Annotated in this window: 39 protein-coding genes; 6 read left to right on the forward strand and 33 right to left on the reverse strand. The window is 70.2% G+C overall.

The window, feature by feature from the left end; translation table 11 throughout:
• Window positions 1-183: 183 nt before the first annotated feature.
• The 15 genes from JQC91_RS12395 to rplO all read right to left on the reverse strand — a co-directional run bounded on the left by JQC91_RS12395 (window position 184) and on the right by rplO (window position 12,471).
• On the reverse strand, window positions 184-1,218 hold the full coding sequence (locus JQC91_RS12395) for an amino acid ABC transporter substrate-binding protein (RefSeq protein WP_203287112.1): 1,035 nt from the start codon (window positions 1,216-1,218) through the stop codon (window positions 184-186).
• A 226-nt stretch (window positions 1,219-1,444) separates the two neighbouring features.
• Window positions 1,445-2,182, reverse strand: coding sequence for an ATP12 family protein (locus JQC91_RS12400; protein WP_203287113.1), 738 nt, complete (start codon window positions 2,180-2,182; stop codon window positions 1,445-1,447).
• Complete coding sequence (locus JQC91_RS12405; protein ID WP_203287114.1) at window positions 2,179-2,835, reverse strand: HAD-IA family hydrolase; 657 nt, start codon at window positions 2,833-2,835, stop codon at window positions 2,179-2,181. Before JQC91_RS12405 ends, JQC91_RS12400 begins: the two co-directional genes overlap by 4 nt.
• Entirely contained in the window at window positions 2,832-3,857 is a 1,026-nt protein-coding gene (locus tag JQC91_RS12410; protein WP_203287115.1) for an RluA family pseudouridine synthase, read from the reverse strand. Before JQC91_RS12410 ends, JQC91_RS12405 begins: the two co-directional genes overlap by 4 nt.
• Window positions 3,854-4,219 carry a fluoride efflux transporter CrcB gene (gene crcB, locus JQC91_RS12415; protein ID WP_203287116.1) on the reverse strand — a complete coding sequence of 122 codons (366 nt, stop codon included), beginning with the start codon at window positions 4,217-4,219 and terminating at the stop codon, window positions 3,854-3,856. Before crcB ends, JQC91_RS12410 begins: the two co-directional genes overlap by 4 nt.
• 73 nt (window positions 4,220-4,292) lie before the next feature.
• Entirely contained in the window at window positions 4,293-5,600 is a 1,308-nt protein-coding gene (locus JQC91_RS12420; protein ID WP_203287117.1) for a replication-associated recombination protein A, read from the reverse strand.
• Between the two features lie 41 nt (window positions 5,601-5,641).
• Window positions 5,642-6,229: an acyl-homoserine-lactone synthase gene (locus JQC91_RS12425; protein ID WP_203287586.1), complete on the reverse strand. Its 588-nt coding sequence runs from the start codon at window positions 6,227-6,229 to the stop codon at window positions 5,642-5,644.
• A gap of 92 nt (window positions 6,230-6,321) precedes the next feature.
• Window positions 6,322-6,936 (reverse strand): autoinducer binding domain-containing protein, encoded by a 615-nt coding sequence (locus JQC91_RS12430; RefSeq protein WP_203287118.1) that lies wholly within the window; start codon window positions 6,934-6,936, stop codon window positions 6,322-6,324.
• A 195-nt stretch (window positions 6,937-7,131) separates the two neighbouring features.
• Window positions 7,132-7,554, reverse strand: coding sequence for a 50S ribosomal protein L17 (gene rplQ, locus JQC91_RS12435; RefSeq protein WP_203287119.1), 423 nt, complete (start codon window positions 7,552-7,554; stop codon window positions 7,132-7,134).
• A 209-nt stretch (window positions 7,555-7,763) separates the two neighbouring features.
• On the reverse strand, window positions 7,764-8,780 hold the full coding sequence (locus JQC91_RS12440) for a DNA-directed RNA polymerase subunit alpha (protein ID WP_203287120.1): 1,017 nt from the start codon (window positions 8,778-8,780) through the stop codon (window positions 7,764-7,766).
• 127 nt (window positions 8,781-8,907) lie between these two features.
• A complete protein-coding gene (gene rpsK / locus JQC91_RS12445; protein WP_203287121.1) occupies window positions 8,908-9,303 on the reverse strand; it encodes a 30S ribosomal protein S11 in 396 nt (131 codons plus the stop codon).
• An 11-nt stretch (window positions 9,304-9,314) separates the two neighbouring features.
• Window positions 9,315-9,683 (reverse strand): 30S ribosomal protein S13, encoded by a 369-nt coding sequence (gene rpsM / locus JQC91_RS12450; RefSeq protein ID WP_203287122.1) that lies wholly within the window; start codon window positions 9,681-9,683, stop codon window positions 9,315-9,317.
• A 180-nt stretch (window positions 9,684-9,863) separates the two neighbouring features.
• Window positions 9,864-10,472 carry an adenylate kinase gene (locus JQC91_RS12455; protein ID WP_203287123.1) on the reverse strand — a complete coding sequence of 203 codons (609 nt, stop codon included), beginning with the start codon at window positions 10,470-10,472 and terminating at the stop codon, window positions 9,864-9,866.
• Between the two features lie 47 nt (window positions 10,473-10,519).
• Complete coding sequence (secY, locus tag JQC91_RS12460) at window positions 10,520-11,890, reverse strand: preprotein translocase subunit SecY (RefSeq protein ID WP_203287124.1); 1,371 nt, start codon at window positions 11,888-11,890, stop codon at window positions 10,520-10,522.
• A 98-nt stretch (window positions 11,891-11,988) separates the two neighbouring features.
• On the reverse strand, window positions 11,989-12,471 hold the full coding sequence (gene rplO, locus JQC91_RS12465) for a 50S ribosomal protein L15 (RefSeq protein WP_203287125.1): 483 nt from the start codon (window positions 12,469-12,471) through the stop codon (window positions 11,989-11,991).
• A 154-nt stretch (window positions 12,472-12,625) separates the two neighbouring features.
• Here rplO and JQC91_RS12470 point away from each other — a divergent pair, with 154 nt between their 5' ends.
• From JQC91_RS12470 to JQC91_RS12485, 4 genes are read left to right on the forward strand one after another with little or no spacing between them, the layout of a single operon-like run.
• Window positions 12,626-13,312 (forward strand): VWA domain-containing protein, encoded by a 687-nt coding sequence (locus tag JQC91_RS12470; protein ID WP_203287126.1) that lies wholly within the window; start codon window positions 12,626-12,628, stop codon window positions 13,310-13,312.
• Window positions 13,309-14,001 carry a VWA domain-containing protein gene (locus JQC91_RS12475; protein ID WP_343069969.1) on the forward strand — a complete coding sequence of 231 codons (693 nt, stop codon included), beginning with the start codon at window positions 13,309-13,311 and terminating at the stop codon, window positions 13,999-14,001. Before JQC91_RS12470 ends, JQC91_RS12475 begins: the two co-directional genes overlap by 4 nt.
• 9 nt (window positions 14,002-14,010) lie before the next feature.
• Window positions 14,011-14,952, forward strand: a complete 942-nt coding sequence (locus JQC91_RS12480) for a hexose kinase (protein WP_203287127.1) — start codon at window positions 14,011-14,013, stop codon at window positions 14,950-14,952.
• Between the two features lie 44 nt (window positions 14,953-14,996).
• Window positions 14,997-15,806: a substrate-binding domain-containing protein gene (locus JQC91_RS12485; RefSeq protein WP_203287128.1), complete on the forward strand. Its 810-nt coding sequence runs from the start codon at window positions 14,997-14,999 to the stop codon at window positions 15,804-15,806.
• 76 nt (window positions 15,807-15,882) lie between these two features.
• Here the strand turns inward: JQC91_RS12485 and rpmD are convergent, their stop codons facing one another.
• The 14 genes from rpmD to JQC91_RS12555 form a co-directional block, all read right to left on the reverse strand.
• Entirely contained in the window at window positions 15,883-16,068 is a 186-nt protein-coding gene (gene rpmD / locus JQC91_RS12490) for a 50S ribosomal protein L30 (protein ID WP_043920694.1), read from the reverse strand.
• Between the two features lie 3 nt (window positions 16,069-16,071).
• On the reverse strand, window positions 16,072-16,665 hold the full coding sequence (rpsE, locus tag JQC91_RS12495) for a 30S ribosomal protein S5 (RefSeq protein WP_203287129.1): 594 nt from the start codon (window positions 16,663-16,665) through the stop codon (window positions 16,072-16,074).
• A gap of 167 nt (window positions 16,666-16,832) precedes the next feature.
• Window positions 16,833-17,192, reverse strand: coding sequence for a 50S ribosomal protein L18 (rplR, locus tag JQC91_RS12500; protein WP_203287130.1), 360 nt, complete (start codon window positions 17,190-17,192; stop codon window positions 16,833-16,835).
• A complete protein-coding gene (rplF, locus tag JQC91_RS12505) occupies window positions 17,192-17,725 on the reverse strand; it encodes a 50S ribosomal protein L6 (protein WP_203287131.1) in 534 nt (177 codons plus the stop codon). The genes rplR and rplF overlap by 1 nt, the downstream gene beginning before the upstream one ends.
• Window positions 17,726-17,735: 10 nt before the next feature.
• A complete protein-coding gene (gene rpsH, locus JQC91_RS12510; RefSeq protein ID WP_203287132.1) occupies window positions 17,736-18,128 on the reverse strand; it encodes a 30S ribosomal protein S8 in 393 nt (130 codons plus the stop codon).
• A 13-nt stretch (window positions 18,129-18,141) separates the two neighbouring features.
• Window positions 18,142-18,447, reverse strand: a complete 306-nt coding sequence (gene rpsN / locus JQC91_RS12515) for a 30S ribosomal protein S14 (RefSeq protein ID WP_203287133.1) — start codon at window positions 18,445-18,447, stop codon at window positions 18,142-18,144.
• An 11-nt stretch (window positions 18,448-18,458) separates the two neighbouring features.
• Window positions 18,459-19,022 (reverse strand): 50S ribosomal protein L5, encoded by a 564-nt coding sequence (gene rplE, locus JQC91_RS12520; RefSeq protein WP_203287134.1) that lies wholly within the window; start codon window positions 19,020-19,022, stop codon window positions 18,459-18,461.
• Window positions 19,022-19,327, reverse strand: coding sequence for a 50S ribosomal protein L24 (rplX, locus tag JQC91_RS12525; RefSeq protein WP_203287135.1), 306 nt, complete (start codon window positions 19,325-19,327; stop codon window positions 19,022-19,024). Before rplX ends, rplE begins: the two co-directional genes overlap by 1 nt.
• Window positions 19,327-19,695 carry a 50S ribosomal protein L14 gene (rplN, locus tag JQC91_RS12530; RefSeq protein WP_067296687.1) on the reverse strand — a complete coding sequence of 123 codons (369 nt, stop codon included), beginning with the start codon at window positions 19,693-19,695 and terminating at the stop codon, window positions 19,327-19,329. Before rplN ends, rplX begins: the two co-directional genes overlap by 1 nt.
• 100 nt (window positions 19,696-19,795) lie before the next feature.
• Window positions 19,796-20,044 carry a 30S ribosomal protein S17 gene (rpsQ, locus tag JQC91_RS12535; RefSeq protein WP_203287136.1) on the reverse strand — a complete coding sequence of 83 codons (249 nt, stop codon included), beginning with the start codon at window positions 20,042-20,044 and terminating at the stop codon, window positions 19,796-19,798.
• 1 nt (window position 20,045) lies between these two features.
• Window positions 20,046-20,258, reverse strand: coding sequence for a 50S ribosomal protein L29 (gene rpmC, locus JQC91_RS12540; protein ID WP_203287137.1), 213 nt, complete (start codon window positions 20,256-20,258; stop codon window positions 20,046-20,048).
• Window positions 20,259-20,403: 145 nt separating this feature from the next.
• Window positions 20,404-20,799: a type II toxin-antitoxin system death-on-curing family toxin gene (locus tag JQC91_RS12545; RefSeq protein WP_203287138.1), complete on the reverse strand. Its 396-nt coding sequence runs from the start codon at window positions 20,797-20,799 to the stop codon at window positions 20,404-20,406.
• A complete protein-coding gene (locus tag JQC91_RS12550; RefSeq protein WP_203287139.1) occupies window positions 20,796-21,017 on the reverse strand; it encodes a transcriptional regulator/antitoxin MazE in 222 nt (73 codons plus the stop codon). The genes JQC91_RS12545 and JQC91_RS12550 overlap by 4 nt, the downstream gene beginning before the upstream one ends.
• 57 nt (window positions 21,018-21,074) lie before the next feature.
• A complete protein-coding gene (locus JQC91_RS12555) occupies window positions 21,075-21,677 on the reverse strand; it encodes a TIGR02466 family protein (protein WP_203287140.1) in 603 nt (200 codons plus the stop codon).
• Between the two features lie 435 nt (window positions 21,678-22,112).
• On the opposite strand from JQC91_RS12555, the gene JQC91_RS12560 reads away from it, so the two are divergent.
• Both JQC91_RS12560 and JQC91_RS12565 read left to right on the forward strand, forming a co-directional pair.
• Entirely contained in the window at window positions 22,113-22,733 is a 621-nt protein-coding gene (locus tag JQC91_RS12560; RefSeq protein WP_275297004.1) for a LysE family translocator, read from the forward strand.
• A 293-nt stretch (window positions 22,734-23,026) separates the two neighbouring features.
• Window positions 23,027-24,670 (forward strand): ABC transporter substrate-binding protein, encoded by a 1,644-nt coding sequence (locus JQC91_RS12565; RefSeq protein ID WP_203287142.1) that lies wholly within the window; start codon window positions 23,027-23,029, stop codon window positions 24,668-24,670.
• A 142-nt stretch (window positions 24,671-24,812) separates the two neighbouring features.
• On the opposite strand, the gene rplP is transcribed toward JQC91_RS12565, so the two are convergent.
• Genes rplP through rpsS form a run of 4 tightly spaced genes read right to left on the reverse strand, consistent with a single transcriptional unit; the run spans window position 24,813 to window position 26,629 of the window.
• Window positions 24,813-25,238: a 50S ribosomal protein L16 gene (gene rplP, locus JQC91_RS12570; RefSeq protein ID WP_203287143.1), complete on the reverse strand. Its 426-nt coding sequence runs from the start codon at window positions 25,236-25,238 to the stop codon at window positions 24,813-24,815.
• A 13-nt stretch (window positions 25,239-25,251) separates the two neighbouring features.
• On the reverse strand, window positions 25,252-25,974 hold the full coding sequence (gene rpsC, locus JQC91_RS12575; protein ID WP_203287144.1) for a 30S ribosomal protein S3: 723 nt from the start codon (window positions 25,972-25,974) through the stop codon (window positions 25,252-25,254).
• Complete coding sequence (rplV, locus tag JQC91_RS12580) at window positions 25,974-26,354, reverse strand: 50S ribosomal protein L22 (protein ID WP_203287145.1); 381 nt, start codon at window positions 26,352-26,354, stop codon at window positions 25,974-25,976. The genes rpsC and rplV overlap by 1 nt, the downstream gene beginning before the upstream one ends.
• A complete protein-coding gene (gene rpsS / locus JQC91_RS12585; protein WP_203287146.1) occupies window positions 26,351-26,629 on the reverse strand; it encodes a 30S ribosomal protein S19 in 279 nt (92 codons plus the stop codon). The genes rplV and rpsS overlap by 4 nt, the downstream gene beginning before the upstream one ends.

Genomic DNA, 26,629 nt, shown 5'->3' on the forward strand with positions numbered 1-26,629 from the left:
CGGCGTCGCCCCCCGTATCCCCATCGGGCCGCTCCACGGGGACCCTGCCCCGGAGCGCGCGTTCGTCGACGTTCGTCGCCGATCCCCCGCCAGTCTGCCAAGGGGCCTGGCCCGCGATTGGGTCGTTTCGGTCGTCTAGATGCAGGAAGGGCGCGGTTTCCCGCGCCCTTCCCGGTGGTGTGCTTACCGGAACGGCGGCGAGTAGATCAGGCCGCCATCGGTGTACTGGGCGTTGAGCCCGCGCGCGAGGCCGATGGCCGTCGACTCACCGATGTTCGTGTCGAACACCTCGCCGTAGTTGCCCACGGCGGCGATGGCGTTCTTGAACGCGTCCGCCTCGAGGCCGACCATGGCCGCGAGGTCGCCCTCGGTGCCGAGGATGCGGTTGATCTCCGGGTTGTCGCCCGCCGACGCCGCCATCTCCTCGACGTTGCCTTGGGTGATGCCCAGCTCCTCGGCCGAGATCAGCGCGTTCAGCGTCCAGCGGACGATGTCGCCCCACTCGTTGTCGCCGTGGCGCACGAGCGGGCCGAGCGGCTCCTTGGAGACCACTTCCGGCAGGATGACCGACGCGTCGGGATCCTCGAAGCCGGCGCGCTGGGCGGCGAGCGCCGAGCGGTCGGTCGTGTACACGTCGCAGGCGCCCGCGAGGTACTGCTGCACGGCCTCGGCGCCGGTCTCGATCGGCACGGGCTCGTAGGACATGCCGTTCACGCGGAAGAAGTCCGCGAGGTTCAGCTCGGTCGTGGTGCCGGTCTGGATGCAGACCGTCGCGCCGTCCAGCTCGGTGGCCGAGGACACGCCGAGGTCGGCGGGGACCATGAAGCCTTGGCCGTCGTAGTAGTTCACGCCGACGAAGTCGAACGACAGGTCGGTGTCGCGCGAGAAGGTCCAGGTCGTGTTCCGCGCCAGCATGTCGATCTCGCCGGAGGCCAGCGCGGTGAAGCGCGTCTTGCCCGTGGTGGGAACGAAGGTCACGGCGTTCGGGTCGCCGAGGACGGCGGCGGCGACGGCACGGCACACGGCCACGTCGAAGCCCTGCCAGACGCCGTCGGCGTCGGGCTCGGCGAAGCCGGGAACGCCGGTGGTCACGCCGCAGTTCAGGGAGCCGCGCTCCTGAACCTGGGCCAGCGTGGAGCCTTCGTGGGCGTCGGCGAGCGCGAAGCCCGCCGTGCCGACCGCCGCGGCGAGGGTGCCGAGGAATACGGTCTTTTGCATGGATTTACCTCTTCCTGTTCGTTCACCGCGCGGCTTGCCCACGCGATGACGGTCCGCCCGAGGGCGGCCCGAGTTGGTTCGTGTGGGAGTGTCCCCCCCCTCACTGCCCAGGAAGAGGGCAGATGGGCGGCGGGAGGTCAAGGGCGCGAAACGGACCCATCCGCCGTCAACCCCTGAAAATCAGGGCATTCCGCGAGGGCATCGGACAAACGCCGGAGGTGCCCGTCTAATGGGCGGCGCGCGAATCCGGGCCGCCCCCGGACCGGACCAGCCCGAGCCACGTCCACGCCTGCAGGAACTCCGCCCGCTTGCGCGCGACGCGGGCCGCCTCCTCCTCGTCCTCGCCCCACTGCTCGGCCTGCCACGTCTCGTCGAGGCGGCTCGCCTCCCACGCCGCCTCGGGGGCGAGGCGACCGTGCAGGACGGCGAGGCCCAGCGCGAGGCTGCCGGACAGGGTCACGAACTCGTGCAGCGCGGTCAGCGTCCAAGGGTCGACCGCGTCCACCTCCGCGCGCATCGCGGCGAGCGTGGCCGCGGGCTGGGCGACCGGCATCACGCCTTCCGCCAAGGCCATCGGCATCCCGCGCCCGGCCATCCACTCGACCACCGGATCCCACGTCCCCGTCTGCCGCGCGACCAGCCCGGCGGGCGCGGCCGCGCGGTAGGAGACGAGGTCCGAGCCGCCATACTCCGCCAGCATCGCGGCCACCTCGGCGCGCTGCGGGACGACCTTGTCGAGCGTGGCGTTCGCAGCGCGGGTGAGCGGCATCGAGAGCGGGTCGATCCGCTCCTCCTGCGCCCGCCACTCGGCGGCCATGCCCTCGGCCAACGCGCGGGTGGGCACGACCACCTCGGTCTTGAGCGGGGTGCGCACGGGGCGCCCGTCGAGGCGCACGGCCCAGCCCCCCGGCACCGCCTCGACGGTGGCGTCGGTCCAGAACCGCTTCGGAGCCCAGTCGCTCACGCGAGGCGCTCCAAGACGGCGTCCACCGCCCCGAGGAAGCTGTCGGCCACCGCGTCGGCGCCCGCGCGGCGCAGAGTCTCGGCGTCGTGGTAGCCGTAGGAGACGCCGATCGCCCCCACCCCGGCGGCGCGCGCCATCTCCATGTCGAATGCCGTGTCCCCGACCATGACGCAGCGCGCGGCGGGGGCGTCGGCCTCCGCGAGGGCGTTCCGGATCATGGAGGGGTGGGGCTTGGAGGGGTTGAGGTCGGCGTGCTGCGCCGTGGCGAAGCGGCGCTCCCATCCTTGGTCCGCGAGGAAGGCGCGGACGCCCCGCCCCGACTTGCCCGTCGCCAGCCCGAGCGCGAGGCCCGCCGCCTCCATCCGGTCCAGCCCCTCGGCCACCCCCGCGAAGAGCGGCGGCTGGGCCTCGGCGACCGACTTGGCGAAGGCGAGCCGGTAGGACGCCACCAGCGCGGTCATGCGCTCGTCGCTGGCGCCGGGGGCCAAGGCCTCGATCATGCGGGGCAGCGACAGGCCCACGGTGCGCAGGATCGTCTCGCGCAGGGGCGGGGTCATGTCGCTCTCGGCGAAGGCGACGCGGACGGTCTCGACGATGACGGCTTGGCTGTCCTGCAGGGTGCCGTCGACGTCGAGGAGGACGAGCGCGGTCATGGATCCATCTCCTCGAACGGGTCGGCGGGGACGTCCTCGGGGCGCCAGCCCAACAGGTCCCACGTCGCCTGCATGTGCTCCGGAAGCGGCGCGGTGATGGTCACACGTCGCCCAGTGACGGGGTGATCGAAGGACAATGACCGCGCGTGGAGGTGCATCTTCCGGCTGACGGCGCCGCCCAGCATCGCGCCCCAGCCGTCGCCGAGGTTCTCCTGCCCCCGCCCGCCGTAGCGCCCGTCGCCCACGATGGGATGGCCCAGCGCCGCCATGTGCGCGCGCAGCTGGTGCGTCCGCCCCGTGACCGGCACCAGCGCCGCCCACGAGACCCGCCCGCCCGCGTCGTCGAGCACGGCGTAGTCGCTCAGGGCGCGCTTCGCGCCCGGCGTGGCCTCGACCTGCTGCGGGTGCACGGTCTCCATCCGCTCGCCCTGCCCCTTCACCAGCCCGTACTTGATCGTCCCCATGCGGGGCGTGGGCGTGCCCGCGACGGCGGCCCAGTAGATCTTGCGCGTCTCGCGCGCCCGGAAGGCCGCCGTGGCGGCGGCGGCGGCCGAGCGGGTGCGCGCCATCAGCAGCACCCCCGAGGTCTCGCGGTCCAGCCGGTGCACGAGCCGCGGGGGCGCGTCGGCGTCGAAGCGCAAAGCCTCGGCCATGCCGTCGACATGCCGGTCCTGCCCCGAGCCGCCCTGCACCGCGAGGCCCGCGGGCTTGTCGAGCGCGAGCAGGTGGTCGTCGCGCCAGAGCACGCGGGACCGGAGCATCTCGGCGTCGGCGCCGGAGACCTCGGGCCGCGCCTTCGGGGCGGCGGGGGCCGCATCGGGGATCGGCGGCACGCGCACGGTCTGGCCGACCTCCACGCGGGTCGCGGGCTTCACCCGGCCCCCGTCGACGCGCAGTTCCCCCTTGCGGCACATCTTCTCGATGCGGCCCTGCCCCAGTTGCGGGAACCGCCGCCGCAGCCAGCGGTCGATGCGCTGGTCGCCCTCGTCGGGGCCAACCTCGATCTGGCGGACTCCGCTCACGAGGCGGCCCGCATCAGGGCGACGCCCATCGCCAAGGCCGCGACCGACAGGCCCACGGAGGCGCAGACGTAGAGCGCGGCCTGCGCCACGGCGCCCCGCTCGATCAGCGTGACCGTCTCCAGCGAGAAGGCCGAGAAGGTCGTGAACCCGCCCAGCACGCCCGTCAGCAGGAAGGGCGTCCACCGGTCGAGGCCGCGCTGGCCGAGCCAGACGACGGCGAGCCCCATCAGGAGGCTGCCGAGCACGTTGCAGGCGAGGATCGCCACCGGGAATCCCGGACGAAGCAGGGCGGCGCCCAGCGCGAAGCGCGCGGCGGCCCCGATCGCGCCGCCGAGGGCGACTTGGATTGTGGCGGTCCACATCGCGGCGGGCGTTAGGCGGAGGCGGCGGGGCCTGTCAACGCGGAGCGCGCGTCACCGCCCGATCGACCGCGCGTCAGGACCGCCCCCGCTTGGCCCGCTGCTCCACGAACCAGTCGAGGCGGCGGCCCAGCTCGCGCTCGAAGCCGCGATCCACGGGGATGTAGAAGACGGGCCGCTTCATCCCCTCCGGGAAGTAGTTCTGCCCCGAGAAGCCCTCGGCCGCGTCGTGGTCGTAGGCGTAGCCCGCGCCGTAGCCCTGCTCCTTCATCAGCTTGGTCGGCGCATTGAGGATGTGCTTGGGCGGCGGCTCGGACCCGGTCGTGCCCGCGGACTTCATCGCCGCCTTGTAGGCCGCGTAGCCCGCGTTCGACTTCGGCGCGAGCGCGAGGTAGACGACGGCGTTGGCGATGGCCTGCTCCCCCTCGGGGCTGCCCAGCCGCTCGTAGGTGTTCCACGCCTCCAAGCAGATTCCCTGCGCCTGCGGGTCGGCCAGCCCGATGTCCTCGACGGCCATGCGCGTCACGCGCCGCGCGAGGTAGCGCGGGTCCTCGCCCGCGCGCAGCATCCGCGCCAGCCAGTAGAGCGCCGCGTCCGGGTCGGAGCCGCGCACCGACTTGTGCAGTGCGGAGATCAGGTTGAAGTGCCCGTCGCCGGACTTGTCGTGCTGCGGTGCGCGACGTTGCAGGCGGGCGGCCAGCGCGTCGCGGTCCACCACGTCCTTGGGCGCCCACGCCGCCACCTGCTCCACGAGGTTCAGCAGCGCGCGCCCGTCTCCGTCGGCCATCTCCAGCATCGCCTCGCGCGCCGGCCCGTCGAGCGGCAGCTTGCGGCCAAGCGCCTTCTCCGCCCGCTGGGTCATCAACTCGAGGTCGCGCAGCGTCAGGCGCTGGAGCACCAGCACCTGCGCGCGGCTCATCAGCGCGGCGTTCAGCTCGAAGGACGGGTTCTCCGTCGTGGCCCCCACGAGGGTCACGGTCCCGTCCTCCATGTGCGGCAGGAAGCCGTCCTGCTGCGCCTTGTTGAAGCGGTGGATCTCGTCGACGAAGAGCAGCGTCCCCTGCCCCTGCGCGCGGTGCATCGCGGCCTCGGCGAAGACCTTCTTGAGGTCGGCCACCCCCGTGAAGATCGCGCTGATCTGCACGAAGCGCAGCCCCGTCCGCCGCGCCAGCAGCCGCGCGATCGTCGTCTTGCCCACGCCGGGCGGCCCCCAGAGGATCAGCGAAGGCAGGTGCCCGCGCAGCATCACCGTCAGCGCGCCCTCGGGGCCGAGCAGTTGGCTCTGCCCGATCACCTCCTCCAGCGTGGCGGGGCGCAGGCGCTCGGCCAAGGGCGCGTCCGCGGGGACGGTCTCGGCGGGGGATGCGTCGAAGAGGTCGGCCATGCCCCTGCATATAAGGGGCATGGCCGGGGTCGGGTAGGCGATCAGTGCAGCTTGTTCACCATGTCGATGACGACTGCGACGGACTGGAAGTCGCCGAAGTCGACCACCCGCCCGGCGGGCCGGACGTCGAGGCCGTAGCGGCGGCAGAGGCGCAGCGAATGCTCGGGGATCATGCCGATGATCGAGGTGGCCCCGACCTCGCGGGCGGACTTGATCATCTCCTCGTTGAGCTGACGGTGCACGCGCATCCGCTCCCGCGCCGAGCAGTCGTCGCAGACGAACACGCGGGACGATTCCCAGATCGTCTCGGCCACGGGGGCCTCCTCGAACAGGAGATCCTGCGGGATCGTGTCGAGCAGGCCCAGCTGCGCGTCGCGGATCATGTAGGTGTAGATGCCGCAGCGGTGCGTCGTGGGCGTGAGGCGCACGCCCGCGCGGACGCGCCCGTTCTCGTGGACGACGACCCAGCGGCTGGCGGGGGTGTCGTACTGGTCGAACTCCATCCCGTCCGCGGAGGGCAGGTCCCAGCCGGCGCGCTCCACGAAGGTGCGGTGACGGGCGCGCAGCAGGTCCGCCATGAGCGGCCCGTGGGCGTGGAGGTTGGAGAACGACAGCGTCGTGGCTTTGATATCGGCTTGCATGGCAGACAAGGTCCCTCTGTCCGGTGGCGAAACGTGGCCCCGGCCGGTTGTTGGTTCTCGCGATGTCGGGGGAGCGCCGCCTAGATCAGGCGGTGGTAGCGTGCCATCCGGATCGCCTCGGCCGTGGTTCGGGTGCCCAGGATGTCCCGGGCGTCCCCCAGCCGGCCCTCATGCCCGGCGGGGAGATCTTCGGGTCCCGGAGCCTCCGCCGCCCCGTCCCGCCGCCGCGCCTCGAGGCGCAGGGCCTCCAGCACGTCGGGGGGGAGGTCGGACAACGGCTCGCCCAGCTCGTGGAGCGCGTGCGTCAGGCGCTCCAGTTCGGCCATCTCGTCAGTCGTGAACTCGCGGTCCCCGCGCGCCACGCCTGCCATGCTGCGGGACGTGATGTGGCCGCAGGAGGCGACGGCGCCGTAGCGGAGGCCGTGCTTCGCGGCCTCCTCCAAGACGCCGAACGGGTCGGGGACGCCGATCTCGCTCCACCGGGAGACGCCCTTGTTGGCGACGCCCCACAGGACGAGCGGATCGCGCATCCCGTAGGCCCGGTCGAGATAGGTGTCCTTCCACTCCTGCGGATAGGTGCTGCGGACGAAGGCCGGAGCCGCGAACCTGATGTGGAGGCCGACGATGGAGCCTTCCGGCCCCAAGGCGTCGAGCTCTCGGCAATACTGAACCATCAGGCGGCGTCTCTCGCTCATGGACCGGACCGTGGGCACCCGCCCCGGCTCCGGTCAATCCCCACTCCACGCGGCCATTGAATGGCCACAATGGTTAACAGGACGTGAACGAACGGGCCTGCCTGCGAAATATCACAAACCCGCGCTCCCGGAAACGAAAGGCCCCGCCCCCGGACGCGCCGGGAGCGGGGCCTGCCATGTCGTCGCGACCGCGGCTCAGGCGTCGAGCGCGGCGTCCTCGGCCTCGAGCCGGGCGCGGTCGGCGGCGCCCTTGGCGTCCACGTCCCGGTCGACCAGCTCGATGATCGCCATGGGGGCCATGTCGCCGGTGCGGAAGCCTGCCTTCAGGACGCGGACGTAGCCGCCTTGCCGGTCCTTGTAGCGCTCGGCCAGCACGTCCATCAGCTTGGCGACGGCGGCGTCGTCGTGCAGCCGCGAGGCCAGCAGGCGGCGCGCGTGCAGGTCGCCGCGGCGGGCGAGCGTGATCATCTTCTCGACGATCGGGCGCAGTTCCTTGGCCTTGGGCAGGGTCGTCTTGATCTGCTCGTGCACGATGAGCGAGCCAGCCATGTTCTTGAACATCGACTTGCGATGCTCGTGGGTCCGGTTGAGGCGGCGGTATCCGCGGGCGTGGCGCATGGTGTTACTCCGGTTTTATGCTTTGTCCGGGGACCGGTGCGTGCCGATCCCTCTCCTATTGGGGCGGGATTGCCCAAGTGCCCCCGTCCGGGGGCGCGTTGCCCGGCAGGTGGGTTCCGGGCGAAGCCCGGGTTCCACCGAGAGGGCGGCGGCGATGGGGTAGAACCCCATCCTACAGGTGCGCGTAGGATGGGGTTTCACCCCATCGATCAGAAGTCGCTGTCGAACTTCTTGGACAGCTCCTCGATGTTCTCCGGCGGCCAGTCGACGATGTCCATCCCGAGGTGCAGGCCCATGCCCGAGAGCACCTCCTTGATCTCGTTGAGGGACTTCCGCCCGAAGTTGGGCGTCCGCAGCATCTCGGCCTCGGTCTTCTGGATGAGGTCGCCGATGTAGACGATATTGTCGTTCTTCAGGCAGTTGGCCGACCGCACCGACAGCTCCAGCTCGTCCACCTTCTTCAGCAGCAGCGGGTTGAACTCGAGGTCGTCGGCGTCCGAGCCGGACCCGGCGCTCTCGGGCTCCTCGAAGTTGACGAAGATCTGCAGCTGGTCCTGCAGGATGCGGGCCGCGTAGGCGACCGCGTCGTCGGGGGCGAGGCTGCCGTCCGTCTCCAGCTTCAGCGTCAGCTTGTCGTAGTCCAGCACCTGCCCCTCGCGGGTCGGCTGCACCTCGTAGGAGACCTTCTTGACCGGCGAGTAGATCGCGTCGATCGGGATCAGGCCGATGGGCGCGTCCTCGGGCTTGTTGCGGTCGGCGGGGACGTAGCCCTTACCGGTGTTGACCGTCAGCTCCATGTAGAGGTCCGCCCCGTCGTCGAGGTGGCAGATCACGTGGTCGCGGTTGAGCACCTCGATGCCCGCCGACTCCGAGATGTCGCCGGCGGTGACGACCATCGGCCCCTTGGCGGAGATGGTCAGGCGCTTGGGCCCCTCCACTTCCATCCGCAGGGACACGCCCTTCAGGTTCAGCACGATGTCGGTCACGTCCTCGCGGACGCCGGACACCGAGGAGAACTCGTGCAGGACGTTGTCGATCTGGACGCTGGTGATCGCGGCGCCTTGGAGCGACGAGAGCAGCACGCGGCGCAGCGCGTTGCCGAGCGTCAGGCCGAAGCCCCGCTCCAGCGGCTCGGCCACGACGGTGGCCTGACGGGCGGGGTTGGTCCCCGGGCGGGTCTCAAGCTGTCCCGGCTTGATCAGTTCCTGCCAGTTCTTGTGGATCATGCCCTATCCCTCCATCCTTGTGCGTCCCGGGGCGGCGTGGGCGCACGCTCGAGGTTTATCGTTGGCGGTCGTCTCAATGCGGAGGGGGGCCGCGATCGGCCCCCGTCCGGAATTCCCTGCGAGCGGGTCAGACCCGACGGCGCTTCGGCGGGCGGGTGCCGTTGTGCGCGATCGGCGTCACGTCGCGGATCGAGGTGATCTGCAGGCCCAGCGCGGCGAGCGCGCGCAGCGCGGACTCGCGGCCCGAGCCGGGACCCTGCACCTCGACCTCGAGAGACTTCATCCCGTGCTCCTGCGCCTTCTTGCCCGCGTCGTCGGCGGCCATCTGGGCGGCGTAGGGCGTCGACTTGCGCGAGCCCTTGAAGCCCATCGTGCCAGCGGACGACCACGAGATCGCGTTGCCCTGCACGTCGGAGATCAGGATCTTGGTGTTGTTGAACGACGAGTTCACATGCGCGACGCCGGTCGCGATGTTCTTGCGTTCCTTGCGCTTGCCAGCGCCACGGCGGGTATCGCGTGCCATCTATCCTGCCCTCACTTCTTCTTGCCGGCGATAGGCTTCGCGGGGCCCTTGCGCGTGCGTGCGTTGGTGTGGGTGCGCTGGCCGCGCACCGGCAGGTTGCGGCGATGACGCAGGCCGCGGTAGCAGCCGAGGTCCATCAAGCGCTTCACGTTCATCTGCGTGTCGCGGCGCAGGTCGCCCTCGACGGTGAAGTTGGCGTCGATGTGCTCGCGGATCTGCAGCACCTCGGCGTCCGACAGCTCGTTGACGCGGCGGGTCGGGTCGATGCCCACGGCCTCGACGATCTGGTCGGCGGAGGAGCGGCCGATGCCCGTGATGTAGGTCAGGGCGATCGGAACCCGCTTGGCGGTGGGGATGTTGACCCCGGCGATACGTGCCAAATGACGTTCCTTCGTTCGGTTGCGGACCCGTAGCGCCAGGTCCTTTTTTCACAACGCGGGCCGGTCCATCCAAGCTCGGGCGGAACAGGCGCAAAGCGAAACCGGGAACCCGAAGATTCCCGGCGAGGGCTGCCACCTATGATGGGCCTTCCCGCGCGTCAAGCGCGGGCGCGCGTCCTGTCAAGCATTTTCTCGCGCGGGCGTCCGGACGCCGTCCAGCACCGCCGCGATCTCGTCCTCGACCGCGTCCATCGGGCCCAGCCCGTCCACCTTCGTGAGCGCGCCCTTCGCATGGTAGTACCCGATCAGCGGCGAGGTCTTCTTGTAGTACTCCAGCAGCCGGACCTTCAGGCTCTCGGCGTTGTCGTCGGCGCGCACGGGCTGGCCCGCCGCCGCCGCCTCGGCCGCCCGGCCCACGATCCGGTCCACGAGCACGTCGTCCACGACCTCCAGCTCGATCACCGCGTCCAGCGCCTGCCCCTTGCGCGCCAGCAGCTCGCCCAAGGCGTCGGCCTGCGCCAGCGTCCGCGGGAAGCCGTCGAAGATGAAGCCGCCATGCCCCGTGCGGGTGTCGAGCTGCTCCTCGATCAGCCCGATGACGATCTCGTCGGTCACGAGCTGGCCCGCGTCCATCACGGCCGCGACCCGGTTGCCCATCTCCGTCCCGGAGGTCCGCGCGGCGCGCAGCATGTCCCCGGTCGAGAGCTGGACCATGCCGCGCGTCTCGACGAGGCGGCCCGCCTGCGTCCCCTTGCCCGCGCCCGGCGGCCCCAACAGGATGATGTTCATGGCGGTCCCTCCCCGACCCTTCGACCCGACCGTGCGGGCGCGCCGCCTCAGCGGCGCGCGGACCCGGCCTTGCCCTTGCCGCGCTGGCCGCGGCGCTTGCCGCGCAGCTGCGACTTCTCGATCAGCCCCTCGTACTGGTGGGCGAGCAGATGGGACTGCACCTGCTGGATGGTGTCCATCCCCACCGACACGATGATCAGGATCGAAGTGCCCCCGAAATAGGCCGTGATGGCCAGCTCGTTGCGCACGATCTCGGGGATCATGCAAACGAGGGCGAGGTAGCCCGCGCCGAGCACGAGGATGCGGTTGACCACGTATTCGAGGTACTGCGCCGTGCGCGCGCCCGGCCGGATCCCTTGGATGAAGCCGTTCTGGTTCTTCAGGTTGTCGGCCACGTCCTCCGTCTTGAAGGACACGTTGTGGGTGTAGAAGTACGTGAAGAACACGATCATGCCCGCGAAGAACAGCAGGTAGAGCGGCTGTCCCGGCCCGAAATAGGCGAGGATCGTCGACATGATCGGCCCGCTGTTCTGGCCCGAGAAGGTGGAGATCGTCGTCGGCAGCAGCAGCAGCGACGAGGCGAAGATCGCCGGGATCACGCCCGCCGGGTTCACCTTGATCGGCAGGTGGCTGGACCCGCCGTCATAGACCTTCATCCCCACCTGGCGGCGCGGGTACTGGATGTGGATCTTCCGCAGGGACCGCTCCATGAACACCACGAAGATCAGCGTCCCGATCAGCATCAGCGTCACGCCGAGGATCACCGGCGTCGACAGCGCGCCGGTCCGCCCGCTCTCGAAGAACTGCGCCAAGGCGGCCGGGAGCTCGGCCACGATGCCCACGAAGATGATGAGCGAGATGCCGTTTCCGATGCCGCGCGCGGTGATCTGCTCGCCCAGCCACATCAGGAACATGGTGCCGCCGACCAGCGTGATCACGCAGGCCGCGCGGAAGAACCAGCCCGGATCGGTCACGAGCCCGCCGGACTCCAGAGACACGGCGAGGCCGTAGGCCTGCAGCGTGGCCAGCGCCACGGTGCCGTAGCGCGTGTACTGGTTGATCTTCTTGCGGCCCTGCTCGCCCTCTTTCTTGAGCTGCTCCAGCTGCGGGACCATCGCGGTCATCAGCTGCACGATGATCGAGGCCGAGATGTAGGGCATGATGCCCAGCGCGAAGATGCCCATCCGGCCGATCGCGCCGCCGGTGAACATGTTGAGCACGCCGCCGAGGCCCGCCGCCGCCTGCTCCACGAACTGGCGCAGCTCCTGCGCGTCGATGCCGGGGACGGGGATGTAGGTCCCGAGCCGGTAGATGATCAGCAGGCCGATCGTGAACAGGATGCGGGCGCGCAGCTCCTTGGCCTTGCCGAAGGCGCCCCAGCTCATGTTCGCGGCCATCTGCTCCGCAGCTGATGCCATGATGTGCTTCCCTCTACGCACGAACGCCGCCCCGTAGGGTGCGGGGCGGCGTCGCTGTCGTCAGGTGATGTAGGCGGCGCCGTCGGGCGCCACAACCGTCAGGCGGACGCCGCGTCTTCCGACTTGGGCGTCTGGGTCACGGTCAGCGAGCCGCCGGCCTTCTCGACCGCCTCGACCGCGCCCTTGGACGCGCCGGTGACGGTGAGCGTGACCTTCGAGGTGATCTCGCCCTTGCCCAGCACGCGGACGCCGTCGAGCCTGCGGCGCACGAGGCCCGAGTCGACCAGCTCCGTCTCGGTGATCTCGGTGCCCAGCTTGCCCGCGTCGATGAACTTCTGGATCAGGCCGAGGTTCACGACGGCGTAGGACTTGCGGTTCGGCTTGGTGAAGCCGCGCTTGGGCAGACGCTGGTAGATCGGCATCTGGCCGCCCTCGTAGCCCTTGATGGCCACGCCCGAGCGGGACTTCTGCCCCTTGATGCCGCGCCCGCCGGTCTTGCCGAGGCCGGAGCCGGGGCCGCGGCCCACGCGCTTGGGCTTGTGGGTGGCGCCGGGGTTGTCCCGGAGTTCGTTGAGTTTCATGTCGCTTCTCCTTTCCGGACGCGGCCCCCGAAGCGAGGTGGGGCCGGACGCGGTTTCGTGGGTGTCCGATGCGGACCGGCGGGCGATAGCGCCCCGCCGCGGGGGGTTCAAGGGCGCACTCGCCGGATCGCCGCGCCCGCGCTACCCTCCACCCATGCTCCGCGCCGCCCTCGCCCTCTCGCTCGGCCTCGCCGCCCCGGCGCAGGCGTGCCTGCACGACGCGATGGTGGTGATGGACGCCTCCGCCTCGATGGAGCGGCTGGTCTACGGCACCGACGTCACCCGGATGGAGGACGGGCGCGCCGCGATGCGCCGCGCCCTGCCCCGCCTGACCGAGACGCGCCGCATCGGCCTCGTGACCTACGGCCCCGGCGGCAGCCAGTCCTGCGACAGCGTCGCGCTGCGCGTCCCGCCCACCACGGACCCGGCCCCCCTCCTCGCCGTGATCGCCGAGACGGAGCCCGGTGGCTCCACCCCGCTCGTCTCCGCGGTCCAGCACGCGGCCGAGGCGCTGCGCTACCGGACCGAGGCCGCGACGATCGTGCTGGTGACGGACGGCAACGACACCTGCGGCGGCACGCCCTGCGCGGCGGGGACGCGGCTCGCGGCGGAGGGGGCGGACCTGACGGTGCACGTGATCGGCTTCCACTACGCGCGCCACCTGTCCTTCATCGACCGCTCCAGCAACGGCATCTCCTACGACAGCGTCGCGCGCTGCCTCGCGGTGCGGACCGGCGGGCAGTACGTCACCGCGCGGGACGCGGACGGGCTTGTGGACGCGCTGTCGCGGACGTTGGGCTGCGTCCTCGGCGGACGGGCCCGGACGGGGCCGGTCGGGTGAGGGCCGCGCTGCTGGCCCTGCTGGCCACCCCCGCGATGCCCTGCACCCACGACGCGATGCTCGTGCTGGACGGATCGGGCAGCATGGCGGAGATCGGCTACGACACCGGCGCGGCCACGCGGATCGAGGACGCCCGCGCCGCGCTCCGCCGCGCCATGCCGCAGGTCGAGCCGTTCCGCCGCATCGGCCTCATCGCCTACGGGCCGGGCGGCGCGGGGTCGTGCGACGGCATCACGCTGCACTTCCCGCCGGTGGAGGCCAGCGCCGCCCCGGCCATCGCCGCCGCCGAGGGGCTGGACCCCGGCGGCCTCACGCCCCTCTCGCGCTCCGTCGAGCGCGCCGCAGCGCTGCTCTCCCACCGGACCGAGCCCGCCACGGTCGTCCTCGTCACCGATGGCAACGAGACCTGCGGCGGCACGCCCTGCGCCCTCGGCGCCCGGCTGGCCGCCGAGGCGGCGGACCTGACGATTCACGTGATCGGCTTCAAGGCCACGCGCGACTTCTTCTCGTGGGACAACCCCGACCAGCAGATTTACGCGGGCGACACCGTCGCCAAGTGTCTGAGCGACCGCACCGGCGGCCTCTTCGTCGACGCCGACACGGTGGACGAGCTAGTGGCCGCGCTCAACGCGACGCTGGGCTGCGTCATCGGGGCCATCCCGCTTCCCCTCGGGCGCGGGATGGGGTGAAACGGCGCCATGTCGATCCTCACCGTCACCGTGAACCCCGCGCTGGACCTCTCGACCGAGGCGCCCGCCGTCGTCCCCGACCGCAAGCTGCGCTGCTCGGAGCCCTTGGTCCATCCGGGCGGGGGCGGCGTGAACGTCTCCCGCGCGATCCACAACCTCGGCGGACGCTCCCGCGCGCTGCTCGCCTTCGGCGGTCCGACGGGCCAAGCGCTGGTCGACCTGATCCGCGCCGAGGGCCTCACCCCCGAGCCCTTGGGCGTCGCCCATCCCACGCGCCAGTCCGTCTCCGTGCGCGACGCCGCGACGGGGCTGCAATACCGCTTCATGCTGCCCGGCCCGCCGTGGTCCGACCTCGACGCCGACGCCGCGCGGGCGGCGCTGCTGGCGGCGGTGAAGCCCGGCGCATTGGTGATCCCCTCGGGCTCGTTGCCGCCGGGGCTGGGGGTGGAGTTCTTCCTCGACCTCGTCCCGCTCATCGCCGCCAAGGGCGGGCGCATGATCCTCGACACCTCTGGCGACGCGCTGATCCAGGCCGCCCGGGCCAAGGCCGGGCTGCACGTCCTGCGGATGGACACGGTGGAGGCCGAGGAGCTCTGCGGGCGCCACCTCACGAGCGTCGAGGAGATCGCCGAGGTGACGAGCGACATCCGGAACGCGGGCGCGGCCGAGATCGTGATGGTCGCCGCCGGCGCCGACGGCAACGTCATCGATACGGGCGATTGGCGCGGCCTCTGCCGCCCGCCGGTGGTGGTGGCGCATTCTAAGATCGGCGCGGGCGACTCGTTCGTCGGCGCCTTCGCGATGGCCCTGGCCCGCGGCGACGATCCGGTCACGGCCTGCGCGTGGGGCACGGCGGCGGCGGCGAGCGCGGTGCGCGAGGTGGGGACGCGGCTTTGTCAGAAGGCGGACACGGAGCGGTTCTTCGGGCAGGTGACGCGGACGGCGTTGTAGGAACATCGCCACCCGGCGCCGGTTGGCTCGTATAGGAGGAGCCAATGATCAGATCCATCGCCTTGGCCACGCTCGCGGCCGCCCCCGCGTTCGCGGACGTCGCGGCCGACCGTGCGGGCACCACCGACTTCCACGACCCGTCGATAGCTCACGATCCCGCCGACGGCGTCGTGCGCCTCTACGGCGCGGGTGGGCCGCACACCGCGTTCCGAAAGGTCGCGGACGTCTGGACCGAGCGGACGGGCACGGAGGTCGAGGTCGTCGCCGGCCCCGAAAGCGACTGGACCGGCGAAGCGCAGGCGCAGGCCGACATCCTGTGGGGCACGTCCGAGCAGTCCATGACCGCCTTCCTGCTGACCTACACGGCCTTCGACCCGGCGGAGGTCGAGCCGATCTACCTGCGCCCCACCGTGATCGCGGTCGCCGCCGGGAACCCGCTGGGCATCGAAGGCTTCGACGACCTCCTCGCGGACGGCGTGCGCGTCGTCGTCACCGAGGGCGCCGGCGTCTACAACACCTCCGGCACCGGCACGTGGGAGGACGTGGCCGGCCGCCTCGGGCGGCTCGACGATGTGGCAGGCCTGCGCGCGAACATCGTGGCCTACGCGCTCGGGTCCGGCGCGTCCTACGGCGTGATCTCGGGCGGGGACGCGGATGCGTGGATCACGTGGCCGAACTGGCCGCTCACGAAGGACGACATCGAGATGGTCGAACTGGCCCCCGACCGGGTGATCCACCGCGACGTCAACGTCGTCCTGTCGCCCGAGGCCGACGCGGAGGCCCAGACGTTCCTCGACTTCCTCGTCACCGACGAGGCGCACGCGATCATGGCGACGGAGGGCTGGGTGCGCTGAACGACTAACGCCCCGACCGCTTCCGGCCGGGGCGTCTCGAGAACCCGTAGGGTGGGCGAGAGCCCACGCGGAGCCGTCAGCCCCGCTCCTCCACGATCTCCACCAGATGCGGGATCTTGTTGATCATGCCGCGCACGGAGGGGGTGTCCTCCAGCTCGCGGGTCTTGTGCATCTTGTTCAGGCCCAGCCCGATCAGCGTGGCGCGCTGCTCGGCGGGGCGGCGGATGGGCGAGCCCACCTGCTTGACGACGATCGTAGCCATGGATCAGGCCTCCTCGGCGACGGGCGCCTGCTCGCCGTCCACCATCGGGGCGTCGGGCTCGCGGCGCAGGATGTCAGCCACCTTCTTGCCGCGGCGGGCCGCGACGTTGCGGGGCGACTGCTGCTTGCTCAGGCCGTCCATGGTGGCGCGGATCATGTTGTAGGGGTTCTGGGAGCCCAGCGACTTGGCGACGACGTCGCCCACGCCCAGCATCTCGAACACAGCGCGCATCGGACCACCGGCGATGATTCCGGTGCCCTCGGGGGCGGTCCGCATGACGACGCGGCCGGCACCGTGGCGCCCGTCGATGTCGTGGTGCAGCGTGCGCCCGTCCTTCAGGGCGACGCGGATCATCTGGCGGCGGGCCTGCTCGGTGGCCTTGCGGATGGCCTCGGGGACCTCCTTGGCCTTGCCCTTGCCGAAGCCCACGCGGCCCTTCTGGTCGCCCACGACCACAAGCGCCGCGAAGCCGAAGCGCTTGCCGCCCTTCACCGTCTTGGAGACGCGGTTGATGGCGACCAAGCGGTCGGCGAATTCCGGGTTCTCGTCCCGGTCCCGTCCGCGGCCGCGGCCGCGGTTGTCGTCACGTCCTGCCATGAGGACCTCCGTGATTGGCGGGCGCTGCGGCCCGGTGGTGTCGATCCAAGTGGCCGGCATGGCCCCGGATCATCGGGAGGGCCGCGTGGCCCCCCTCAGGCGCATGATGGGGTGGAACCACATCCTACGGCTGCGGGGTAGGATGGGGTTGTACCCCATCTTCCCGGTCAGAACGTCAGGCCACCCTCGCGGGCGGCGTCGGCGAGCGCCTTGACCTTCCCGTGGTAGATGAACCCGCCCCGGTCAAACGTCACCTCGGTGACGCCGGCCGACTTGGCCCGCTCGGCGATCGCGGCGCCCACCTTGGCGGCGGCCTCCACGTTGTTCTTGCCGACGATCCCCAGATCCTTCTCGAGCGACGAGGCCGAGGCGATGGTCCGCCCCTGCGCGTCGTCGATCAGCTGGACCGAGATGTTCTTGTTCGAGCGGTGCACCGACAGGCGGGGCTTGCCGCCGCCCAAGGCCCGCAGGCGGTTGCGGGTGCGCGAGCGCCGCCGCAGGAAGAGCTGTCGCTTGGTCAGGGCCATTACTTCTTCTTACCCTCCTTGCGGAAGATGTACTCGCCTTTGTAGCGGATGCCCTTGCCCTTGTAGGGCTCCGGCGGCCGCCACTCGCGGATGTTGGCGGCCACTTGGCCGACCTGCTGCGCATCGTTGCCCTCGACCACGATCTCCGTGGGCTTGGGCGCGGTCACGGTGACGCCTTGGGGCACCTCGAAGTTCACGTCGTGGCTGTAGCCGAGCGACAGCTTCAGGACGTTGCCCTGCATCTGCGCGCGGTAGCCGACGCCCGTGATCTCCAGCTCCTTCTTGAAGCCTTGGGTCACGCCCTGCACGAGGTTCGCCACCACTGTGCGGGACATCCCCCACTGCTGGCGGGCGCGCTTGGACTTGCCGCGCGGCTCGACGGTGACGGTCTGGCCGTCCACGTTGAGCGTCACGTCGTCCGTCGCCGTGAACGAGAGGGTGCCCTTCGGCCCCTTCACGTTGATGGTCTGGCCCGAGAGGGACGCCTCCACGCCGGAGGGCAGCTCCACGGGCTTCTTGCCGATACGAGACATTTCCCTCTCCTCAGAAGACGGTGCAGAGGACCTCGCCGCCGACGTTCTGGGAACGCGCGGTGGCATCGGTCATGACACCCTTGGGGGTGGAGACGATCGAGACGCCGAGGCCCTGACGGACCGACGGCAGGTCGGAGGCGCCCACGTACACCCGGCGGCCGGGCTTGGAGACGCGCTTGAGTTCCCGGATCACCGGGGCGCCCTCGTAGTACTTGAGCGAGATCTCGATCTCGGGGTGGCCACGCTCGTCCGTGCCGGACTCGTAGCCGCGGATGTAGCCCTCGTCCGCCATCACGTCGAGCACCCACGCCCGCAGCTTGGAGGCCGGGGTGCGGACGGTCGACTTGCCCCGCATGGAGGCGTTGCGGATGCGGGTCAGCATATCGCCGATGGGATCGTTCATTCTTGGATCCTCCTCACCAGCTCGACTTGACCATCCCGGGGATCTTACCCTCGGAGGCCAACTCGCGCAGCATGATGCGGGACAGCTTCAGCTTGCGGTAGTAGCCACGGGGGCGACCGGTCAGCTGGCAGCGGTTGTTGAGACGGGTCGCGGACGAGTTGCGGGGCAGCTCGGCCAGCTTCAGGCGCGCCTTGAAGCGCTCCTCCATCGGCTTGGACTCGTCGTTCGCGATCTCCTTCAGGGAGGCGCGCTTGTCGGCATACTTCGCCACCAGACGTTCGCGCTTCTTCTGACGCTGGATCATGGATTCTTTCGCCATCTCTCAGCTCCTCAGGCAGCGAACGGAAGGTTGAAGTGCTTGAGCAGCGACTTCGCCTCGGCATCGGTCGAGGCCGTGGTCACGAACGCGATGTCCATGCCCCAGTTCTCGTCGATCTGGTCGAAGTTGATCTCGGGGAACACGAGGTGCTCCTTGAGGCCCATGTTGTAGTTCCCGCGCCCGTCAAAGCCGTTGGCCGAGACGCCGCGGAAGTCGCGGACGCGCGGCAGGGCGATCGTCACCAGACGGTCGAGGAACTCGTACATGCGGTCGCCGCGCAGCGTGACCTTGGCACCCAGCGGCATCCCCTCGCGGACCCGGAAGCCGGCGATCGACTTCTTGGCCTTCGTCACGACGGCGCGCTGGCCCGCGATGGCGGTCAGGTCGTCCTGCGCCGACTTGGCCTTCTTGCTGTCGCGCACGGCCTCGGTGCCCGCGCCGATGTTCAGCACGATCTTGGTCAGCTTGGGCGCCTGCATGGCGTTCTTGTAGCCAAACTCCTCCATGAGGGCCGGCTTGATCGTCTCGGCGTACTGCGCCTTGAGACGGGGCGTGTAGTCAGCCTGATCGAGCATCAGATCGCGTCCCCCGTGGTCTTGGCGAAGCGCACCTTCTTGCCGTCCTCCATGCGGAAGCCGACGCGGGTGGCCTTGCCGTTGGCGTCCTGGACGGCGAGGTTCGACAGGTCGATCGGCATCGCCTTGGGGATGCGGCCCCCTTGGCTGGCCTGCGACTGCCGGGTGTGCCGGATCGCCATGTTGATCCCGTCGACCACGGCCTTGCCGGCCTTCGGGTCGACGGAGGTGATCTCGCCGGTCTTGCCCTTGTCCTTGCCGGACAGGACCACGACCGTGTCACCCTTGCGGAGCTTGGCGGCCATCACAGCACCTCCGGCGCGAGCGAGATGATCTTCATGAAGTTCTTGCCACGAAGCTCACGCACCACCGGCCCGAAGATGCGGGTGCCGATGGGCTCGTTGTTGTTGTTGAGGATCACGGCGGCGTTGCGGTCGAAGCGGATGGCGGTGCCATCGTCGCGGCGCACTTCCTTCGCCGTGCGGACGACGACCGCCTTGCGGACGTCCCCCTTCTTCACGCGGCCACGCGGGATGGCCTCCTTGACCGACACCACGATGATGTCGCCCACGGAGGCGTACTTCCGCTTGGATCCGCCCAGAACCTTGATGCACTGCACCCGGCGCGCGCCGGAGTTGTCAGCGACATCCAGATTCGTCTGCATCTGGATCATTGGTTTCTCCCGACCTTCGGGGCGGGTGCAGACCCGTCGTCCCCGTGGTTTCTCATGTCGAAGGACGGCCCATGAAGGGCCGACCCCGGTTCGTCAAGCCTTACTCGGCGGCCGCGGCCTCGGAGGTCAGGATCTCCCAGCGCTTGGTCTTGGACTTCGGCGCGCATTCCTGGATGCGGACCTTGTCGCCGACCTTGAACTGGTCCTGCTCGTCGTGGGCGCGGTACTTCTTGGTGCGGCGCACGGTCTTCTGGAGCAGCGGGTGCTTGAAGCGGCGCTCCACCAGCACGGTCACGGTCTGGCTGTTCTGGTCCGACACCACGGTGCCGTTGAGGATACGCTTGGGCATCTCAGGCCTCCGGCTGCGAGGCCGCGTCGCGGGCCTTCTCGTTCAGGATCGTCATCACGCGCGCCACGTCCCGCTTCACGGTCCGCATCCGGGCGGTGTTCTCCAACTGGTTCGTGGCCTGCTGGAAGCGGAGGTTGAACGCCTCCTTCTTCAGGTCGTTGAGCTGCGTGCGCAGCTCGTCGGGGGTCTTGCCCCGCAGTTCGGTGGCGTTCATGCGCCCTCTCCTGTGCAACATCACCGGCCGGCCCCCCAGAGGGGTCACCGCTGCGCCGATGGAGTGGTGAGGCGCGCCCTATCGCGCAGGTCGGAAGCGGGCGCAAGGGGGTCGGGACGGGGGGGCCTTCCGGCACGACGCGCCGTCACCTCCCCTGCGGCGCACCCCCCTGCCCCCGCAGCCAGTCCGCGAACGCGTCCTCCCCGACGGACCCGTCCGCCAACCCCTCCATCATCCGCACGATCTCCGCCTGGTCGAAGGTTCGCTCCGTTCCGTTGATCCGCAGGAAGGTTGCGGCGGTCACGAACGCGGAGCGCTTGTTGCCGTCCACGAAGGCGTGCGCCTTCGCGATCCCGAACGCGTAGGCCGCGGCGAGCACCGGGAGGTCGGCCTCGCCGTAGGCATGACGGTTCATCGGTCGTGCCACGCCCGCCTCCAGAAGCGTCTGGTCGCGCATCCCCGGCGTTCCGCCGTGGCGGGCGATCTGACGGTCGTGGATGGCGACGATGGCGCGAAGCGGGATCCAGCGCGGCCCGGTCACGCCAGCGCCTGAAGCGCGTCCCGGTTCTCATCCATCACGATCTCGGCGGCGGCCATGGCCTCCGCGAACTCCGGGTCGTGGGCCATCAGCCTGAGCGACCCGTCGTCGCCCCGCACAACGTGCAGCGTGTCGCCTTCCTTGGCGTCGAGGAGCGCCAGCATCTCGGAGGTCAGCGTCATGACGGCCGAGTTGCCGACCTTCCTGATCTTCGCGCGCATGGACATGGGATCGCTCCGCCGTTGCAGGTCGCAAGGGGATATACGTCCGTATGCCCCTCACGTCCAACGATAGTTGAAGCTCACCGAGACCCGCTCCTCCTCGGCCATGTTCATCGGCACCTCGTGGCGCAGCCACGACTCCCACAGGAGCACGTCCCCCACCGCCGGGGTCACGTAGGCGAACGGCTTGCCCTCCCGGCGGGGGGGCGCGGCCATCATCATGGGCAGGCGCGGGTCCTCGAAGCGGATGGGGGAGGCGCCCTCCGGCAGGGCCACGTAGATGGTACCGGAGACGACCGAGTGCGGGTGGATGTGCCCCGAATGCGAGCCGCCCTCGGGGAGGACGTTGATCCAGATGTCCTCCAGGATCAGGGGCTTGTCCTCAAGCTCGAAGGTCAGCGCCTCGGCGAACCGGGCGACGTGGGCATCGAGCCGCTCCACCAGCGTGGCGAAGATCGGCATCCGCCACGGCAGGTCCGTCAGCGAGGCGTAGGAGGTGTAGCCGGGGTAGCCGTTGGCCTCGGACCATTCGTGGCCCGCCTCGTCGTCCTCCATGACGGAAAGGCAGGTGGCGAGCAGTTCGGCGAGGTCGAGATCGCCCACCGGGCGGCGGTAGAGGCGGGTGGCGAAGAGGTCGAGGAGGTCGGGCGCGGGTGACATGGGGGGCCTCTAGGCGAGGGGCGGCGGGGGACGCAATCCGCCGGAGGGCAGCGAAAGGTTAACGCGGGGCGGGCGGAGGGCGGAATCCGACCTCCGGTCAGGGGGTTGGGCCGACTCGGGCCGGGGGGCGGGTGAGGTGCGCCCCCCGTGCATCCCCTGTACACCCCCCGTACATACGCGCGTACATACGGGGGCGGCGTTAACCACCGTTTCGGGGGATCACGGGAGGCGGAGCGGAGGGCGGATCAACCCGGTTCGAGATGCACCCGTGGCGGTCGGGTTCGGACCCGGCCTCGCCCGTGTTCCGCATGACTGGATCGCACCTGATCGAGACGCCCGTCGCGCCGTCTCGAAACGTGTCGGACGACCGCACCCATTCGAACCCTCGTGGTCCACGACAATCGACTTACGTTCCTGATGGACGCTGCCACACGGATGGACTGCAAAGATGGACCTCAGCCTTCTAATCGCTTTCTCGCTGATCTTCACCATCGACTCAGTCACGCCCGGCCCGGCGACCGCCGCCGTGGTGGCGAAGGGGGCGACGACGGTTTCTGGCGGACGATGCCGTTCATCGGAGGGCTCGTGTTGGGCGACCTGATCCTGTTCGCGCTCGCCGTCGCGGGCCTCGCGGCGCTTGCTGCCGCTCTCGGACCGCTCTTCGGGCTCATCAAATGGGTGGGCGTCGGCTATCTGCTGTTCCTCGCCTGGCGCATGTGGATGGCGGAACCTGTCGCCATGTCGAGGACAGCCCCGGACGGCGAAGGACTACGGCTCATCGGCCTCGGCACGCTCCTTCCACTCGGCAATCCGAAGGCCATCGGTTTCTACGTGGCGATCCTGCCCACGGTGATGGACGTCTCTACCCTCTCGGCGACCGCCGTGCTGACGATCGGGGCGATCATCGCTATGGTCTGGACGGCGACGTTGGCGGGCTACGCGGCCCTCGCAGACCGGGCGAGCCGGGTAATCCAGACGCCGCGCGCGCAGCGGTGGCTAAATCGCGGGTCAGCGACGGCGATGGTCGGAGCGGCAGGGACAATCGCCGCACGCTAGGGTCGCCGCGCAGGACGTCCTCTGAGGTATACCCATCCCTGACACGAAAGCCGCCCGCCGGCCCGCGATCGCGCCTGCGGCGTCGACCACCCGCCGCGTCCCGTCCCGGCGCGCCGGGCGCCCGCCCCCGGCCCCGGGCGCGACATCGCGACCCGCGCGGGCGGCGGGCTGCGCCCTTTCCAACCCGCGCGGGGCCGTTACTGTGGACCTGGGTCTCATCGCAGCGAGCCTTGCGAGACACCGGATGGCACGGCCCGCCCCTCCCCCAGATCCAGACCGATAGGAGCTGCCCCATGCGCACGCCCTCGATCCCCCCCCACGCCACGCAACTCGCCGCGGAGCATCTGGCGGGCAAGCTGTCCCGGCGCGAGTTCCTGACGCGCAGCACCTCGCTCGGCCTGACGGCGGCGGCGGCCTACGGCCTGATCGGCGCGGCGGTCCCGACGGCGGCCCATGCCCAAGCCCAAGAGGGCGGCACCATTCGCATCCAGTCGGACGTGCGCCCGCTGAAGGACCCGCGCACCTACGACTGGCCGCAGATGTCCAACTACTCGCGCGGCTGGCTGGAATACCTCGTGGAGTATCAGCGCGACGGCTCCTTCGCGCCGATGCTGCTGGAGTCGTGGGAGATCAACGAGGACGCCACCGCCTACACGCTGAACGTCCGGCCCGGCGTGACGTGGTCCGACGGAGAGCCCTTCACCGCCGAGGACGTGGCCCACAACATCCGCCGCTGGTGCGAGGGCGGGGTCGAGGGCAACTCCATGGCCGCGCGCATGGCCGCGCTGATCGACGAGGGCACGAACGAGGCGCGCGAGGGCGCGATCACGGTCGTGGACGACACCACGGTGGCGCTGGCCTTGGGCAACCCGGACATCACGCTGATCGCGGGCTTCTCGGACTACCCGGCGGCGATCGTGCCGCAGGACTTCTCGGGCGACCCGATGACGTCCAAGGGCACCGGCCCCTACGTGCCCGAGGCGCTGGAGGTCGGCGTCGAGGCGTCCATGGTCCGCGGCGACCACGCGTGGTGGGGCACGGAGGTCTTCGGCGGCCCCTATGCCGACCGCATCGTCTACGTCGACTACGGGACCGACCAGTCCGCCCACTTCGCGGCCGCCGAGTCCGAGGAGGTCGACATGACCTACGAGTCCTTGGGCGAGTTCGTGGAGCTGTTCGACACGATCGGCTGGGAGCGCTCGGAGGTGGTCACGGCCAACACCATCTGCATCCGCCCCAATCAACAGGCCGAGGTGGACGGCATGCGCCCCTACGCGGACGCGCGCGTGCGCCGGGCGCTGGCGCTCGCGGTGTCGAACGACGTGCTTCTGGAGCTGGGCTACGCGGGCCTCGGCACGGTGGCGGAGAACCACCACGTCTGCCCGATCCATCCCGAATACGCCGAACTGCCCGCGCCGGTGTACGACCCCGCCCGCGCCCTCGCGCTGCTGGAAGAGGCGGGCTTGAGCGACTTCGAGCACGACCTAATCTCGATCGAGGATAACTGGCGTCGCGACACCTGCGACGCGGCGGCCGCGCAGCTGCGCGACGCGGGGATCGCGGTGCGCCGCACGGTGCTGCCGGGCTCCACGTTCTGGAACGACTGGGCGAAGTACCCGTTCTCGGCCACCGACTGGGCGCAGCGGCCCTTGGGCGTGCAGGTGCTGGCCTTGGCGTACCGCTCGGGCGAGGCGTGGAACGAGAGCGGGTTCGCCAACGCGGAGTTCGACCAGACGCTGCAGGAGGCGCTGTCGATCGCGGACGCCGACGCGCGGCGGGACCTGTCGGCGCGGCTGCAGGCGATCATGCAGGAGGAGGGGGTGGTCATCCAGCCCTACTGGCGCTCGACCTTCCGGCACTTCCGCCCCGGGCTGGTGGGCGCGGAGCAGCACCCGACCTTCGAGATCCACGTCTACAAGCTGGGCCTCGCGGCCTGACGCCGGGACGGAGGGCGGCACGTCCGCCCTCCGTCCGTAAAGGAAAGGGGCGCCCGAAGGCGCCCCGATCCATCCGGAGCGCGGCCCGGACGATCCCTGCGGGATCGCCTCCACCGCGCCGGTCGCGCCAAAGGCCGCGACCTTACTGGGTGACGTGCCAGTCCTCGCGCATGACGGTGCGGGTCTTCACCGGCAGCTTCATGGCGGCGAGGCGCAGCGCCTCGCGGGCGACGGCGTCGGAGACGCCGTCGATCTCGAACATCACGCGGCCCGGCTTCACCTTGCAGGCCCAGTAGTCGACCGAGCCCTTGCCTTTACCCATCCGCACCTCGGTGGGCTTGGACGTGACCGGCAGGTCCGGGAAGATCCGGATCCAGACCCGGCCCTGACGCTTCATATGGCGCGTCATGGCCCGGCGGGCGGCCTCGATCTGGCGCGCGGTAACGCGCTCCGGCTCCGTGGCCTTGAGGCCGTAGGTGCCGAAGTTCAGCGTCTCGCCGCCCTTGGCGTTGCCGTGGATGCGGCCCTTGTGGGCCTTGCGGTACTTGGTGCGCTTCGGTTGCAGCATCTAACGATCCTCCTCAGCGCCGCGGGCCGCGCCGCTCGGGGCGGGCGCCGCGGGGGGCGGGGCTGTCCATGATCTCCTGCGCGCGGCGGTCGCGGGCTTGGGGATCGTGCTCCATGATCTCGCCCCGGAAGATCCAGACCTTGATCCCGATGATCCCGTAGGGCGTCTGCGCCTCGATGCCGGCGTAGTCGATGTCGGCGCGCAGCGTGTGCAGGGGCACGCGGCCCTCGCGGTACCACTCGGTCCGGGCGATCTCGGCGCCGCCGAGGCGGCCGGCGAGGTTCACCCGGATGCCGAGCGCGCCCATGCGCATCGCGTTCTGCACGGCCCGCTTCATGGCGCGGCGGAACGAGACCCGGCGCTCCAGCTGCTGGGCGATGGACTCGCCCACCAGCGCGGCGTCGAGCTCGGGCTTGCGGACCTCGACAATGTTGAGGTGCAGCTCGCTGTCCGTCAGCTTCGACAGCTTGCGGCGAAGCGTCTCGATGTCCGCGCCCTTCTTGCCGATTATGACGCCGGGACGGGCGGTGTGGATCGTCACGCGGCACTTCTTGTGCGGCCGCTCGATGATGATCCGGGAGATGCCCGCCTGCTTGGCTTCCTTCTCGATGAACTCGCGGATGCGCAGATCCTCGAGCAGGAGGTCGCCGTAGTCCTTGGTGTCGGCGTACCAGCGCGAATCCCAAGTGCGGTTCACTTGGAGGCGCATGCCGATCGGGTTGACCTTGTGACCCATCAGGCCGCTCCTTCCTGCTGACGCACGACGATCGTGATCTCGGCGAACGGCTTGATGATCCGCCCGAACCGGCCACGGGCCCGGGGACGCCCGCGCTTCATGGTGAGGTTCTTGCCGACCCACGCCTCGGCCACGACGAGCTCGTCGACGTCCAGGTTGTGGTTGTTCTCCGCGTTGGCGATCGCCGACTGGAGGCACTTCTTGACGTCCAGCGAGACCTTCTTCTTGGAGAAGGTGAGATCGGCGAGCGCCTTCTCGACGGACTTGCCGCGGATCATGCCGGCCACGAGGTTCAGCTTCTGCGGGCTCGTCTTGAGCATCCGCAGCTTGGCCATCGCCTCGTTGTCGGCGACGCGGCGGGGGTTCTTGTCCTTGCTCATTTGCGCTTCGCCTTCTTGTCGGCGGCGTGACCGTAGTAGGTCCGCGTCGGCGAGTACTCACCGAACTTCTGGCCGATCATCTCTTCCGAGACCTGCACGGGGACGTGCTTGCGGCCGTTGTACACGCCGAAGGTGAGACCTACGAACTGGGGCAGGATGGTCGAGCGGCGCGACCAGATCTTGATCACGTCCGAGCGCCCGGACTCGCGGGCCTTCTCAGCCTTGCGGAGCACGTGGGCGTCGACGAACGGACCCTTCCAAACGGAGCGGCTCAT

The sequence above is a fragment of the Jannaschia sp. Os4 genome (assembly GCF_016820245.1).
Lineage (GTDB): Bacteria > Pseudomonadota > Alphaproteobacteria > Rhodobacterales > Rhodobacteraceae > Jannaschia.